The organism is Mycobacterium terramassiliense (assembly GCF_900157385.1).
In the GTDB taxonomy this organism is placed as follows: Bacteria; Actinomycetota; Actinomycetes; order Mycobacteriales; family Mycobacteriaceae; genus Mycobacterium; species Mycobacterium terramassiliense.
The window spans coordinates 127,251-141,893 of sequence record NZ_LT717699.1; the positions used below are offsets into that span (position 1 = coordinate 127,251).

Here is a 14,643-nt window from a genome sequence, read left to right on the forward strand (position 1 = left end):
TGCACTGAGGGCGGGATTTCGGCGATTTCTCCGCCCAGGAAGCACACCCGACACCCGGGCGACACACTCGACGCCCGGGACGCACACCAATGCCCCGTGAGCGGCCGGGTGACCCGCGGCTGGAAGGATTGTCACCGTGTCACAAGGTCTTTGGATCGCCGTCGCGGTCGTCGCAGCCCTGGTTGTCATCGCCGCGCTGGTCCTGGGCCTGGTGCGCTACCGCCGCCGAAGGATCAGCCTCGCCCGGCCGGAGCCGGGCGCGCTCGACCGCTCCGGGGGTTACACGGCGTCGTCGGGCATCACGTTCAGCCAGTCCGCACCGACGATCGACACCGGCGGGCTGCCCGCGGTAGGCGACGACGCCACCGTTCCGCGCGACGCGCCGCGGCGCACCATCTCCGACGTCCAACTGCCCGAAACCGAGACGCCGCCGCCGCCGGCGCCGCAGGCCCCGCCGGCCCCGCCGCCGCCGGCGCCGCAGGCCCCGCCGGCCCCGCCCGAGTCCGCCGTGGGCGCCGAGATCGAGGCCATCGCCCCGCCCGAAGGCCGGCTGGAGCGGCTCCGCGGCCGGCTCGCCAGGTCGCAGAACGCGCTCGGGCGCAGCATGCTCGGCCTGATCGGGGGCGGCGACCTCGACGAAGAATCCTGGCAGGACGTCGAGGACACCCTGCTGGTCGCCGACCTGGGCCCGGTGGTCACCGAGTCGGTGATCTCCCAGCTGCGCAGCCGGCTGGCCGGCGGCAACGTGCGCACCGAGGCCGACGCCAAGGCGGTGCTGCGCGACGTCCTGATCAACGAGTTGCACCCCGACATGGACCGCTCGATCCGCGCGCTGCCGCACGCCGACCACCCGGCGGTGCTGCTGGTCGTCGGCGTCAACGGCACCGGGAAAACGACCACCGTGGGCAAACTGGCGCGGGTGCTGGTCGCCGACGGGCGCCGCGTGGTACTCGGCGCGGCCGACACCTTCCGGGCCGCGGCGGCCGATCAGCTGCAGACCTGGGCGTCCCGGGTCGGCGCGGAGGTGGTGCGCGGGGCCGAAGGCGCCGACCCGGCGTCGGTGGCGTTCGACGCCGTCGACAAGGGCATCGCCTGCGGCGCCGACGTCGTGGTCGTCGACACCGCCGGGCGGCTGCACACCAAGGTCGGGCTGATGGACGAGCTCGACAAGGTTAAGCGCGTGATAACCCGGCGCGCGGCCGTCGACGAGGTGTTGCTGGTGCTCGACGCCACCATCGGGCAGAACGGGCTGGCCCAGGCCCGGGTGTTCGCCGACGTCGTCGACATCACCGGCGCGGTGCTCACCAAGCTGGACGGAACGGCCAAGGGCGGCATCGTATTCCGCGTCCAGCAGGAGCTCGGGGTGCCGGTGAAGCTGGTCGGGCTCGGCGAGGGTCCCGACGATCTCGCGCCCTTCGAACCCGCCGCCTTCGTGGACGCCCTGCTCGGCTGAAACCCCTTACACGCCGAGCGCGACGTTAATAACGCCGAAACATCGCGGCCCCATTGCCGAAACAACCATTGAGCATGGTTCTCGCAGGCTACAGGCAGCTGCCTGTGGGCCTGCTGATGCCGACCGGAGGTGAAAGCGAGTGAGTTTCCCGCAATTGGGCCAACCCGATACCGGCGATACCGCCTGGATGTTGGCGAGTTCCGCGCTCGTGCTGTTGATGACGCCGGGTCTTGCCTTCTTCTACGGCGGCATGGTCCGGACCAGAAGCGTGCTCAACATGATCATGATGAGCATCAGCGCGATGGGCATTGTCACGGTGCTGTGGGTGCTGTACGGCTACTCAATGTCGTTCGGCGACAGCAAGGGTGGCGTCGTCGGCAACCCGACGGACTATTGGGGCCTGGCGAAGCTCATCGGCGGGAATGCCGTCAAGGCCGATCCGTCCAAGGGCACCGCGCAAGTGGATATCCCGCTCGCCGGCACGATGCCGGCCACCGTCTTCGTGGCCTTCCAGCTGATGTTCGCGATCATCACCGTCGCCCTGATCTCCGGCGCCGTGGCGGACCGGCTGAAGTTCACCGCGTGGCTGGTGTTCGCCGGGCTGTGGGCGACGCTGGTGTACTTCCCGGTCGCGCACTGGGTCTTCGCGGCCGACGGGTTCGCGTCCGAGCACGGCGGCTGGATCAACAACAAGCTGCACGCGATCGACTTCGCGGGTGGAACGGCGGTCCATATCAACTCCGGTGTGGCCGGCCTGATGCTGGCGATCGTGCTGGGCAAGCGCAAGGGTTGGCCGACGACCCTGTTCCGCCCGCACAACCTGCCGTTCGTCATGCTCGGCGCCGGCCTGCTGTGGTTTGGCTGGTTCGGGTTCAACGCCGGATCGGCGACGAGCTCCAACGGCTCCGCCGGTAGCACGTTCATGACCACCACGGTCGCCACGGCCACGGCCATGCTCGCGTGGCTGCTGACCGAGCGCATCCGCGACGGCAAGCCCACCACGCTGGGAGCGGCGTCGGGCATCGTCGCCGGCCTGGTTGCCATCACGCCGTCGTGCTCGTCGGTCAACATCCTGGGTGCGATCGTGGTCGGCGCGGTGGCCGGCGTGGTGTGCGCGCTGGCGGTCGGCCTGAAGTTCAAGCTGGGCTTCGACGACTCGCTCGACGTGGTCGGGGTGCACCTGGTCGGCGGTCTGGCGGGCACGCTGCTGGTCGGGTTGCTCGCGGCGCCGGAGAGCACGGCGATCAACGGCGTGACCGGGGTGTCGAAGGGGTTGTTCTACGGCGGCGGCTGGGCGCAGCTGGAGCGGCAGGCGGTCGGTGCGTTCTCCGTCCTCTTCTACTCCGGCATCGTCACGCTGATCTTGGCCTTGATCCTGAAGTACACGATCGGGCTGCGCCTGAACCCCGAGGCAGAATCGTCGGGCATCGATGAGTCCGAACACGCGGAGAGCGGATACGATTTTGGCGTGATCGGCGGGCAGGGATCGGTTCTTCCGGCGGCGAGGATTCCCGTGGATGACCGTAACGGTCTCGACGACCGGGCGGCCGACAAAGTGGAGGCAGAGCAGTCATGAAGCTAGTCACGGCGATCGTGAAGCCATTCACCCTCGATGACGTCAAGACCAGCCTCGAGGAGGCCGGGGTCCTGGGGATGACGGTCAGCGAAATCCAGGGCTATGGCCGCCAGAAGGGCCACACCGAGGTGTACCGCGGTGCCGAGTATTCGGTCGACTTCGTGCCGAAGGTGCGGATCGAGGTGGTCGTCGACGACTCCATCGTCGACAAGGTCGTGGACAGCATCGTCCGGGCGGCCCGCACCGGCAAGATCGGTGACGGCAAGGTCTGGGTGAGCCCCGTGGAAACCATTGTGCGGGTGCGCACGGGTGAACGCGGAACCGATGCCCTCTGACCCCAGCCCTACATTGTTGATCCAGGCCGGACGGGCCGGGAGGGTATGAAACAGGACCCACCCGACCCGTCCGGGTCATCTGGAGCGGGAACAGAAAACGCCCGCGCGGCAAGCGATTTGGCTGCCGCGCGGCGTCAGCTGCTATCGGAGGGCTCCGGGCTGCACGCGGCCGAGCTGCGCCACGCGTGGCTGGATCTGCACGAGTCGTGGCTGACCGCAAAGGCCGATGAGATCGGGATCACCGACGGCAGCGGCCTCGCGATCGTCGGCATCGGCGGACTGGGCCGCCACGAGCTGCTGCCATATTCCGATCTGGACCTCATGTTGCTGCACGACGACAAGCCCGCCGAGGCGCTGCAGGGGGTCGCCGACAAACTGTGGTATCCGTTGTGGGACGCCAACGTTCGGCTTGACCACAGCGTGCGCACCGTCTCCGGCGCCCTCGGCGTCGCCAACGCCGACATGATCGCCGCGCTGGGCATGCTGGATGCTCGCCACATCGCCGGCGACGCGCGGCTGTCCGAGGAATTGATCGCCGGCGCAAGAAGGCAGTGGCGCAGCGCGATTCGCTCTCGGATGAACGAGCTGGTCGACATCACCCAGGCCCGCTGGGAGCGCTGCGGCCGGATCGCGCAACGCGCCGAGCCGGATCTCAAGTCCGGCCGCGGCGGCCTCCGCGACGTCCAACTGCTCGACGCGCTGGGGGTCGCCCAGCTCATCGACCGCCACGGCATGGCCCGCCCGGAAACGCCGGGGGGTTCACTCGACGACGCCTACCTGACGCTGCTCGACGTGCGCACCGAGCTGCACCGGGTGTCCGGGCGGGGCCGCGATCAGCTGCTGGCCCAGTACGCCGACGAGATCAGCGCCGCCCTGCACATCGGTGACCGATTCGACTTGGCGCGCAAGCTTTCCGGGGCCGGCCGCACCATCGCCTACCACGCCGAAACCGGGTTGCGGACCGCCGAAAACGCCCTGCCGCGGCGCGGCGTGTCGGCCCTGGTCCGGCGGCCCAAGCGGCGACCCCTGGACGAGGGCGTGGTCGAGTACGCCGGCGAAATCGTGCTCGCCCGCGACGCCTCGCCCGAAACCGACGCCGGGCTGGTGCTGCGGGTCGCCGCCGCCTCGGCCGAGACCGGGGTGCCCATCGGCGCCGCCACGCTGAGCCGTTTGGCCGCCGGCGCGCCCGAGATGCCCATCCCCTGGCCGCGCGAGGCATTGGACGACTTGCTGGTCGTGCTTTCCGCCGGGCCCACCGCGGTGGCGACGGTCGAGGCGCTCGACCGCACCGGGCTGTGGGAGCGGTTGTTGCCGGAATGGGCCGCGATCCGCGACCTTCCGCCCCGCGACGTCGCGCACAAGTGGACGGTGGACCGGCACGTCGTCGAGACCGCCGTCAACGCCGCCGCGCTGGCCACCCGGGTGGCGCGACCGGACCTGCTGGCGCTGGGCGCGCTGCTGCACGACATCGGCAAGGGCAGGGGAGTCGACCACAGCGTGCTCGGCGCGCAGATGGCCATCGAGATGGGCGCCAGGCTCGGGGTCGCGCCCAACGACGCCGCGTTCCTGTCCAAGCTGGTCCGCCACCACCTGCTGCTGCCGGTGGTGGCCACCCGCAGCGACCTCAACGACCCGAAAACCATCGAGGGCGTGTCGGAGGCCCTGGGCGGGGATCCGCTGCTGCTCGAGGTGCTGCGCGCGCTGACCGAGGCGGATTCCAAGGCGACCGGCCCCGGCGTGTGGAGCGACTGGAAGGCGTCGCTGATCGAGGACCTGGTGCGCCGCTGCCGGCTGGTGATGGCCGGTGAGCCGCTGCCGCAGGCCGATCCGGCGGCGCCGCACTATCTTTCGCTGGCCGCCGATCACGGGGTGCACGTGGAGATCACCCCGGGCGACAGCGCGCGCATGTATCAGGTCGTCATGGTCGCCCCGGACCAGCGGGGCCTGGTCTCCAAGGCCGCGGCCGTGCTGGCGCTGAACTCCCTGGGGGTCCACTCGGCGACGGTGAACAGCTACGAGGGCGTCGCGATCACCGAGTTCGTGGTATCACCGCACTTCGGTTCCCCGGCCGCCCCGGAGCTGTTGCGGCAGCAATTCGTCGGCGCCCTGGCGGGCGACATCGACGTGATGGCCGCGCTGGAGAAGCGCGACAGCGAGGCGACCGGCCCGGGTGCCGCGCGGGCGGGGGAGGTGCAGGCCGGCGTGCCCGTGACGCGTTCGACGGCCCCGCCGCGGATCGTGTGGCTCGACCCCGCCGCCGACGGCCACCTGGTGGTCGAGGTGCGCGCCACGGACCGGCCGGGCCTGCTCGCGCTGCTGGCCCGGGCATTGGAGCGCGCCGGGGTCGACATCGGGTGGGCGAAGGTCAACACCTTCGGGTCGACGGCGGCCGACGTGTTCTGCGTGGAGGCAATGGACGATGCGCGCGCCGCGGTGGACAAGCACCTGCTCGACGTGTTGGGCGGGCAGGCGGAGGTGGCGTTCGGCTAGCGGCGATCGCAAGCGCGGCGCTGGGGGCACCTCCCGCTTGCGGGGGACCGGGCGCTGGGGGCACCCCCGCGGAGCTGGGGGATGGGTCGCCGCCATCGGATCAGCCGGGCCGGGACTGCTCGGAATTCAGCTGTCGCAGGGCCTCGATGCGGGCCTGGATCTGCTCGCGCGTCGCCGCGGCGATCGGGGGTCCCCCGCAGCGGCGGCGCAGCTCGTTGTGAATCCACCCGTGCGGTTTGCCGGTGCGGTGGTGGGTCGCCGAGACGAGGGTGTTCAGCTCGCGGCGCAGGTCGCGGAGTTGTCCGTGCATGGAAAGCCGAGCCGCCGGCGGTTCATCGCCGGAGGCGGCCCGCCTCTTGAGCTGCTCGTCCTGGCGTTGGTGCAGCAGGGCGCGCATTTGTTCGGCGTCGAGCAGCCCCGGGATGCCGAGGTAGTCGGCCTCCTCCTCGCTGCCCGCCGGCGCCGCGGTGCCGAAGGAGGATCCGTCGAAGATGACCTGATCCAGCTCGGCGTCGGCGCCCAGCGAGGTGAAACCCTGGTCGGTTTCGGTCTTTTCGGTCCGCCGCCTGGTCGCCGGATCGCCGTCGAGAGGATCGTCATCGGCCTCGCGGTGCGGTTGGCCGAGCACGTGATTGCGCTGGGCCTCCAGCTCGCTGGCGAGCTGCAGCAGGTTGGGCACCGACGGCAGGAAGATGCTCGCGGTTTCGCCCGCCCGGCGCGAGCGCACGAACCGGCCGATGGCCTGGGCGAAGAACAGCGGCGTCGAGGCGCTGGTCGCGTAGATCCCGACCGACAGCCGCGGCACGTCGACGCCCTCGGAGACCATGCGCACCGCGACCAGCCACCGGCTGGTGCCCGCGGCGAATTCGCTGATCCGGGCCGACGATCCCGGATCGTCGGACAGCACCACCGCGGGCACCTCCCCGGTGAGCCTCCTCAGCAGCGCGGCGTACGCGCGCGCCGCGGTGCGGTCGGAGGCGATGATCATGCCGCCGGCGTCGGGCACGTGGGCTCGCTTCTGGCGCAGCCGCTCGTCGGCGGCGGCGATCACCGCGGGCATCCACTCGCCGGCCGGGTCGAGCGCGGTACGCCATGCCCGCGCGGTGTGTTCGGCCGTCAACGGCTCGCCCAATCGGGCGGCGTGCTCCTCGCCCGCGCTGTCGCGCCAGCGCGCCTCGCCCGAGTAGGCGAGGAACACCACCGGCCGGACCACACCGTCGGCCAGCGCCTCGGCGTAGCCGTAGGTGTGGTCGGCCCGCGACTTCAACACCCCGTCCGTGCCCGCCGCGTAATCGACGAACGGGATGGGACTGTCGTCGCTGCGAAACGGCGTGCCCGTCAAGGCGAGTCGCCGAGTGGCATCGCCAAACGCCTCGCGGATCGCCTCGCCCCAGGTCTTCGCGTCGCCCCCGTGATGGATCTCGTCGAAGACGACCAGCGTCTTGCGCTGTTCGGTGCGCACCCGGTGCAGCGTCGGGTGCGCGGCGACCTGGGCATAGGTCACCATGACGCCGTGAAACTCCGGCGACGTCTGGGGGTTGGTGTTGGAGAATTTCGGGTCCAGGGCCAACCCGTGCCGCTCCGCGGCCAGCGCCCACTGGATCTTGAGGTGCTCGGTGGGCACGACGACGGTGAGCTGCTCGACGGCGCGCTGGCCGAGCAGTTCGGCGGCGACCCGAAGCGCAAACGTCGTCTTCCCGGAGCCGGGGGTGGCGACGGCCAGGAAATCGCGCGGCTGGGCGGCGAGGTAGCGCACCAGCGCTCTGCGCTGCCAGCCGCGCAGCGGCAGGCCGGTGTCGCTGCCCAACCGCATCGACACAGTCCCCCTCGTTGATACTCTGCGCGCGTGGCGTCTTCGTGTCCGCGACAGCGTCGACGCGGCCGGTGGCGGGTGTGAAATGTAGCATGCCAACGCTTTTCGGCGCAGCAGCGACGCGAGCTAGACGGCGTGGCTCACCAGGTCGCGGGATTGAAGCCACGTGTGAATTCGTCGGGCGACGTCGGCCCATCCCGGTTCGAGCATCATGTTGTGGCCCATGTCGAAGAATTCCGGCTCGGTCCGGTAGGCGCGCGCGGTGGCGCGCACCGCGCGGACGCTGACGAAGCCGTCGTGCACGGCGCCGAGGACCAGCATCGGGGTACGCACCCGCTCGGTGTCGACCCGGCGGAACATCGGTTCGGTCATCGCCGCGCGGATGCTCTCGGGCCCGGCGCGGTGCCAGCAGGATTGCACGACGACCTCGGGCGTGTCCGCGCAGAAGAGATATTCGCGGGCCAGCGCCGACGTCCGGAGGAACCTGACCAGGGTGGGGTCGTTGAACGAGTGCACGGTCATCCACGGGCGCCGGCGCCAGACCCGCAGCGCCGCGCCGAGCACGCCCGACGGCGGGAGGGAGCCGACCAGCACGGCGGCCGGCGCCGTTCGGTCTTCGAGGTAGCGCTGGATCGTGTAGCCGCCCAGGGAGTGGCCTATCAGCACCGGCGAGCCGCCCAGGTCGTCGGCCACCGACCGGATGTCGTCGATGTAGTCGGCGATGGAAACCCTCGGCAGCGGCTTGTCCGTGGGGCTGGTGCCGTGCCCGCGCAGGCTCATTGCGACCGCGCGATAACCCGCGTCGGCGAAGAAATCCAGGAAGTGCTCGTCCCAGCACCATGCGCCGTGCCAGCCGCCGTGCACGAACAGCAGCGGCACCGGGTGCGCGTCGCTGCAGGACCCCTTGTCGATCACCTCGAGCATGAGCCTGACTTTTGTTTGCTGCGCTCGCCCCGTCAATCCCCTCGTCGCGGCGAGCATGCGGCCCGCCGCACCTCCGGCGGTGGGGGTGCGGCCAGGCGCACACTCGCGCGTGAGTTCGGCTCGCCCCGCTCCACTAGGCTGACGGGGTGTTTGAATCCCTGTCCGACCGATTGACCGGTGCCCTTTCGGGGCTGCGCGGCAAGGGTCGACTGACCGACGCCGATATCGAGGCGACCACCCGCGAAATCCGGCTGGCCCTGCTGGAAGCCGACGTCTCCCTGCCCGTGGTGCGGGCGTTCGTCGGCCGGATCAAGGAACGCGCGAAGGGCGCCGAGGTCTCGGGCGCCCTCAACCCTGCGCAACAGGTCGTCAAGATCGTCAACGAGGAACTCATCGGCATCCTGGGTGGGGAAACCCGCCAGCTGGCGTTCGCGAAGTCGCCTCCGACCGTCATCATGCTGGCCGGCCTGCAGGGTTCCGGCAAGACGTCGCTGGCCGGCAAGTTGGCCGCGTGGCTGCGCGGCCAGGGACACACGCCGCTCCTGGTGGCCTGCGACCTGCAGCGGCCCGCCGCGGTCAACCAGCTGCAGGTGGTCGGCGAACGCGCCGGGGTACCGGTGTTCGCGCCGCATCCCGGCGCCTCGCCCGAGTCCGGCCCCGGCGATCCCGTCGCCGTCGCGGCGGCCGGGCTGGCGGAGGCCCGGGCCAAGCACTTCGACGTCGTCATCGTGGACACCGCTGGCCGGCTGGGCATCGACGACGAGCTGATGGCCCAGGCCGCGGCCATCCGCGACGCCGTCGACCCCGACGAGGTGTTGTTCGTCCTCGACGCGATGATCGGCCAGGACGCCGTCACCACCGCCGAGGCGTTCCGCGAGGGCGTCGGATTCACCGGCGTGGTGCTGACCAAGCTCGACGGGGACGCCCGCGGCGGCGCCGCGCTGTCGGTCCGCGAGGTGACCGGCGTGCCAATCCTTTTCGCGGCCAGCGGCGAGAAGCTGGAGGACTTCGACGTCTTCCACCCGGACCGGATGGCCAGCCGCATCCTGGGCATGGGCGACGTGCTGACCCTGATCGAGCAGGCCGAGCAGGTCTTCGACGCGCAGCGCGCCGAGGAGGCCGCCGCCAAGATCGGCAGCGGCGAGCTCACGCTGGAGGACTTCCTCGAGCAGATGCTCGCCATCCGCAAGATGGGCCCCATCGGCAACCTGCTGGGCATGCTGCCCGGCGCGGGCCAGATGAAGGACGCCCTCGCCGAGGTCGACGACAAGCAGCTCGACCGGCTGCAGGCCATTATCCGCGGCATGACGCCCCAAGAGCGGGCCGACCCGAAGATCATCAACGCGTCGCGGCGGCTGCGCATCGCCAACGGCTCGGGGGTGACGGTGTCGGAGGTCAACCAGCTGGTCGACCGCTTCTTCGAAGCCCGCAAGATGATGTCGTCGATGCTCGGCGGCATGGGCATCCCCGGGCTGGGCCGCAAGTCGGCGACCCGAAAGGCCAAGGGGGCAAAGGGCAAGAAAGGCAAGAAGGGCGGGCGCGGGCCGACGCCGCCGAAGGTCAGGAACCCGCTCATGCAGGGCATGCCGGGCATGCCGGCCGGGTTCCCCGACCTGTCGCAGATGCCCGAAGGCCTCAACGAGCTGCCGCCGGGGCTGGCCGACTTCGACCTGTCCAAGCTGAAGTTCCCCGGCAACCCGGGCAAGAGGTCGTGACGATCGCGAGCGCGGCGGAGCCGGGCGAAGCGGGTCGTCACCATCAGAACGTGACGATCGCGAGCGCGGCGGAGCCGGGCGAAGCGGGTCGTCACCATCAGAACGTGACGATCGCGAGCGCGGCGGAGCCGGGCGAAGCGGGTCGTCACCATCAGACGTAGCCGCGCCGTGCGGATGCACGTGCGGGGTCGGGGCCTGCCCGACGAGACCGAGCTGCAGCTGTGGATCGTCGACGGCCGCATCAGCACCGAACCCCTCGCCGGCGCCGACACCGTCTTCGACGGCGGTTGGGTGCTGCCCGGGCTGGTCGACGCGCACTGCCACGTCGGGCTCGGCGACGACGGCGAGATCCCGCTCGAGGACGCGATCGGCCAGGCCGAGGCCGAGCGCGATGCCGGCGCGCTGCTGCTGCGCGACTGCGGAGCCCCGACCGACACCCGCAGCCTCGACGACCGCGACGATCTGCCCCGCATCATCCGCGCGGGAAAGCACCTGGCCAGGCCCAAGCGCTATTCGCGGGGCTTCGCCGTCGAGCTCGAGGACGAATCCCAGCTGCCGGAGGCGGTGGCCCGGGAGGCGAAGCGCGGCGACGGCTGGATCAAGCTGGTCGGCGACTGGATCGACCGCGGCGTCGGTGACCTGGCCCCGCTGTGGTCCGACGACGTGCTCAAGGCCGCGATCGCGACCGCACACGAGCACGGCGCGCGCGTCACCGCGCACGTCTTCAGCGAGGCCGCCCTGCCCGGCCTGATCAACGCCGGCATCGACTGCATCGAGCACGGCACCGGCCTCACCGACGACACGATCGCGCTGATGGTCGAGCATCGGACCGCGCTGGTTCCGACGCTGATCAACACCCTGGAGAACTTCCCGGGCATCGCGGAATCCGCGGGGCGCTACCCCGCCTACGCCGCGCACATGCGCGACCTGCACGCCCGCTGCCTCGCGCGGACGGCCGCGGCGCGCGAGGCGGGCGTGCCGGTGTACGCCGGCAGCGACGCGGGCAGCATGATCGCGCACGGGCGGATCGCGGACGAGGTCGAGGCCCTCAAGGGCCTCGGGATGAGCCCGACCGAGGCGCTGGGCGCGGCGTGCTGGGACGCCCGCCGCTGGCTGGGCCGGCCCGGCCTGGAATACGGGGCGTCGGCCGACCTGTTGTGCTACGCCGAGGACCCACGACAGGGTCCGGGTGTCCTGAACCGGCCCGACCTGGTGATATTGCGGGGCAAGGCCTTTCGGCCCCACGGATAGGCGCCCACGGCGTCGCGATCGCGGATAGGATCCTTCGAATGGCGTTGGCCAGCGGCGCGACCTTCGCCGGTTACCTGGTCGCGCGGAGGCTGGGTTCTGGACCGACTGGCACGGTGTACCTTGCCCAGGATCCGCGGGCGTCGCGCTGGCAGGCGTTGAAGGTGCTGTCGCCGGAGCTGTCGGACGACGACGACTTCCGCCGCCAGTTCACCGACGAGGTCTTTGTCGCGTCGCGCCTTTCGCACCCGAACATCGTCGAGGCGCGCGATCGCGGCGAGTTCGACGGTCAGCTCTATGTCGCGATGGAGTACGTCGAGGGGATCACCGCGGCGCGGCTGATCGCCGATCGCTTCCCGGCGGTCGCCCCGGCGGGCGAGGTGCTCGCCATCGTGACCGCCCTCGCCGGCGCCCTGGACTACGCCCATGACCGCGGGCTGCTGCATCGCGACGTCAAACCCGCCAACGTGCTGCTGACGGGTCGGGATGAGGGCGAGCGACGCACTTTGCTGACGGACTTCGGGGTGGTCCGCCGCCCCGGCACGGTCGGCTACGTCGCGCCCGAGCAGCTGCTGGGCGCCGGCGTCGACGCGCGCGCCGACCAGTACGCGCTGGCCGCGACCGCGTTTCACCTGCTGACCGGGGCGCCGCCGCCACCCGACGGCGCACCGCCCCGGATCAGCGAACAACGGCCGGAACTGGCGCGCCTCGACGGCGTGTTCGCCCGGGCGCTCGCCAGCGGCGCTGACGGCCGGTTCGGGAGCTGCCGCGAGTTCGCGGCGGCGGCGAACGAACGGGCGGGCGTGCCCGGCGGCGGTCGCGGTCCCGAAGCCGTCCTCGTGGCCGAGTTTCCGGCGTACGCCTCCCGCGCCGCGCGCAGGCGGCCGCCGGCCGTATCGTCGGCCCCTCGCCGGGAAAACCCGGCCGCGGGTTCCGGGCCGACAGCGGCGGATCAGCGGGATCCGGCGGGGGCCGCACCCCGCAGGCGCTGGACGCGCCGGCGCGCGGTGGGCGCGGTCGCGGTGCTGCTCGTCGCGGCCATGCTCGCGGCCGGCTTCGTCATCGGCCGCAGGACCGACGCGACCGTCGCCCCGGCCGGGCGCCCGACGACGACCGCGCCGGCCGCGCCCGCCCCGGTCGACCCCGCATCGCCGACCAGCGGGCCGCCGGGGCCGTCCCGCTAACCCCCGCTTTCGTGCACGTTCTCAGGGGAGCGCCGAGTTTCCAGAAAAGATTGCGAGTGCTTGCTATCTATGTTACGGTTCGTGGCAACTCGACAACGATGGAGGAGACCGTGACCTACGACGTGATCATTCGCGACGGGCTGTGGTTCGACGGCACCGGCGGCGCGCCGCAGACCCGCACGCTCGGCATCCGCGACGGCGTGGTGGCCACGGTGTCGGCCACCGCGCTGGACGAGAGCGGTTGCCCCGAGGTGATCGACGCGGCCGGCAAGTGGGTCCTGCCCGGTTTCATCGACGTGCACACCCACTACGACGCCGAGGTGCTGCTGGACCCCGGGCTGCGGGAGTCGGTGCGCCACGGCGTCACCACGGTGCTGCTGGGCAACTGCTCGTTGTCGACGGTCTACGCCGACTCCGAGGATGCGGCCGACCTGTTCAGTCGCGTCGAGGCGGTGCCCCGCGAATTCGTGCACGGCGCCCTGAACTCCAACAAGACGTGGTCGACGGCCGCGGGCTACGTCAAGGCCATCGACGCCCTGCCGCTCGGACCGAACGTCGGCTCCTTGCTTGGTCATTCGGACCTGCGGACCGCGGTGCTGGGCCTCGACCGCGCCACCGACGCCACCGTCCGCCCCACCGACGCCGAACTGGAAAAGATGGCGACGCTGCTGGAGGAGGCGCTGGACGCCGGGATGCTCGGCATGTCCGGCATGGACGCGGCCATCGACAAGCTCGACGGCGACCGCTTCCGGTCGCGCGCGCTGCCGTCGACCTTCGCCACCTGGCGGGAACGGCGCAGGCTGATCAAGGTGCTGCGCAAGCGCGGGCGGATGCTGCAAAGCGCCCCCAATGTGGAGAGCCCGGTGTCGGCGCTGATGTTCTTTTTGACCAGCAGCCGAATCTTCGGTCGCGGCAAGGGAGTTCGCATGAGCATGCTGGTGTCCGCGGACTCCAAGTCGATGCCGTTCGCCGTGCACACGTTCGGGTTCGGCACCCGCATGCTGAACAAGGTGCTGGGCTCGGCCGTGCGATTCCAGCATCTGCCGGTGCCGTTCGAGCTGTATTCCGACGGGATCGACCTGCCGGTCTTCGAGGAGTTCGGCGCCGGGACGGCGGCGCTGCACCTGCGCGACCAGCTGGAACGCAACGAGCTGCTGGCCGACGAGGAATACCGCCGCAAGTTCCGCCGCGAGTTCGACCGCATCAAGCTCGGACCGTCGTTGTGGCACCGCGACTTCCACGACGCCGTCATCGTCGAATGCCCCGACGCCTCGTTGATCGGCAAGAGCTTCGGCGCGATCGCCGACGAGCGCGGGCTGCACCCGCTGGACGCGTTCCTCGACGTGCTCGTCGAGAACGGCGAGCGCAACGTCCGGTGGACGACGGTGGTGGCCAACCACCGGCCCAAGCAACTCGACAAGCTCGCCAACGAGCCGAGCATCCACATGGGCTTCTCCGACGCCGGCGCGCACCTGCGCAACATGGCGTTCTACAACTTCGGTCTGAAGATGCTCAAGCGGACCCGCGATGCCCAGCGGGCGGGCGCGCCGTTCATGTCCACCGAGCGGGCGGTGCATCGCCTGACCGGCGAGCTGGCCGAGTGGTTCGGCATCGACGCCGGCACACTGCGCCAGGGCGACCGGGCCGACTTCGTCGTGATCGACCCGGCCGGGCTCACCGAGGCGGTGGACGGCTATCACGAGGAAGCGGTGCCGTTCTACGGCGGCCTGCGCCGCATGGTCAACCGCAACGACGACGCCGTCATCGCGACCGGCGTGGGCGGGTCCGTCGTCTTCGGCAAGGGCCGATTCCGCGACGGCTACGGCCAATCCGTGAAGTCCGGGCGCTACCTGCGGGCCGGTGTGCGGCACGCGGCCTCGAGCGCCCAAAAAGTCGGGGTCTGAC

General features: G+C 71.0%; 10 protein-coding genes and 1 pseudogene. 9 read left to right on the top strand and 2 right to left on the bottom strand.

Annotation, left to right across the window (positions count from 1 at the left end):
- Positions 1–136 precede the first annotated feature (136 nt).
- The 4 genes from ftsY (at position 137) to MTAB308_RS04735 (ending at position 5,854) form a co-directional block, all read left to right on the top strand.
- A complete protein-coding gene (gene ftsY / locus MTAB308_RS04720) occupies positions 137–1,453 on the top strand; it encodes a signal recognition particle-docking protein FtsY (protein ID WP_077098314.1) in 1,317 nt (438 codons plus the stop codon).
- A 187-nt stretch (positions 1,454–1,640) separates the two neighbouring features.
- Positions 1,641–3,029, top strand: a complete 1,389-nt coding sequence (locus tag MTAB308_RS04725) for an ammonium transporter (RefSeq protein ID WP_077098914.1) — start codon at positions 1,641–1,643, stop codon at positions 3,027–3,029.
- On the top strand, positions 3,026–3,364 hold the full coding sequence (glnB, locus tag MTAB308_RS04730) for a nitrogen regulatory protein P-II (protein WP_066909426.1): 339 nt from the start codon (positions 3,026–3,028) through the stop codon (positions 3,362–3,364). The genes MTAB308_RS04725 and glnB overlap by 4 nt, the downstream gene beginning before the upstream one ends.
- A gap of 45 nt (positions 3,365–3,409) precedes the next feature.
- Positions 3,410–5,854, top strand: coding sequence for a [protein-PII] uridylyltransferase (locus MTAB308_RS04735; protein WP_077098316.1), 2,445 nt, complete (start codon positions 3,410–3,412; stop codon positions 5,852–5,854).
- Positions 5,855–5,954: 100 nt separating this feature from the next.
- Here the strand turns inward: MTAB308_RS04735 and MTAB308_RS04740 are convergent, their stop codons facing one another.
- On the bottom strand, positions 5,955–7,667 hold the full coding sequence (locus tag MTAB308_RS04740) for a DEAD/DEAH box helicase (RefSeq protein ID WP_077098318.1): 1,713 nt from the start codon (positions 7,665–7,667) through the stop codon (positions 5,955–5,957).
- A 126-nt stretch (positions 7,668–7,793) separates the two neighbouring features.
- Complete coding sequence (locus MTAB308_RS04745; protein ID WP_077098320.1) at positions 7,794–8,591, bottom strand: alpha/beta hydrolase; 798 nt, start codon at positions 8,589–8,591, stop codon at positions 7,794–7,796.
- Between the two features lie 146 nt (positions 8,592–8,737).
- On the opposite strand from MTAB308_RS04745, the gene ffh reads away from it, so the two are divergent.
- The 5 genes and pseudogenes from ffh (at position 8,738) to MTAB308_RS04770 (ending at position 14,642) form a co-directional block, all read left to right on the top strand.
- Positions 8,738–10,306, top strand: coding sequence for a signal recognition particle protein (gene ffh, locus MTAB308_RS04750; RefSeq protein WP_077098322.1), 1,569 nt, complete (start codon positions 8,738–8,740; stop codon positions 10,304–10,306).
- Positions 10,303–10,467: pseudogene (locus MTAB308_RS30565) on the top strand (hypothetical protein); the annotation flags it as partial. The gene ffh and the pseudogene MTAB308_RS30565, both read left to right, overlap by 4 nt.
- 13 nt (positions 10,468–10,480) lie before the next feature.
- Positions 10,481–11,557 carry a metal-dependent hydrolase family protein gene (locus MTAB308_RS04760; RefSeq protein WP_108637200.1) on the top strand — a complete coding sequence of 359 codons (1,077 nt, stop codon included), beginning with the start codon at positions 10,481–10,483 and terminating at the stop codon, positions 11,555–11,557.
- A 38-nt stretch (positions 11,558–11,595) separates the two neighbouring features.
- A complete protein-coding gene (locus tag MTAB308_RS04765) occupies positions 11,596–12,738 on the top strand; it encodes a serine/threonine-protein kinase (RefSeq protein WP_077098326.1) in 1,143 nt (380 codons plus the stop codon).
- Positions 12,739–12,836: 98 nt separating this feature from the next.
- A complete protein-coding gene (locus MTAB308_RS04770; RefSeq protein WP_077098328.1) occupies positions 12,837–14,642 on the top strand; it encodes an N-acyl-D-amino-acid deacylase family protein in 1,806 nt (601 codons plus the stop codon).
- The last annotated feature ends 1 nt before the right edge of the window (position 14,643 follow it).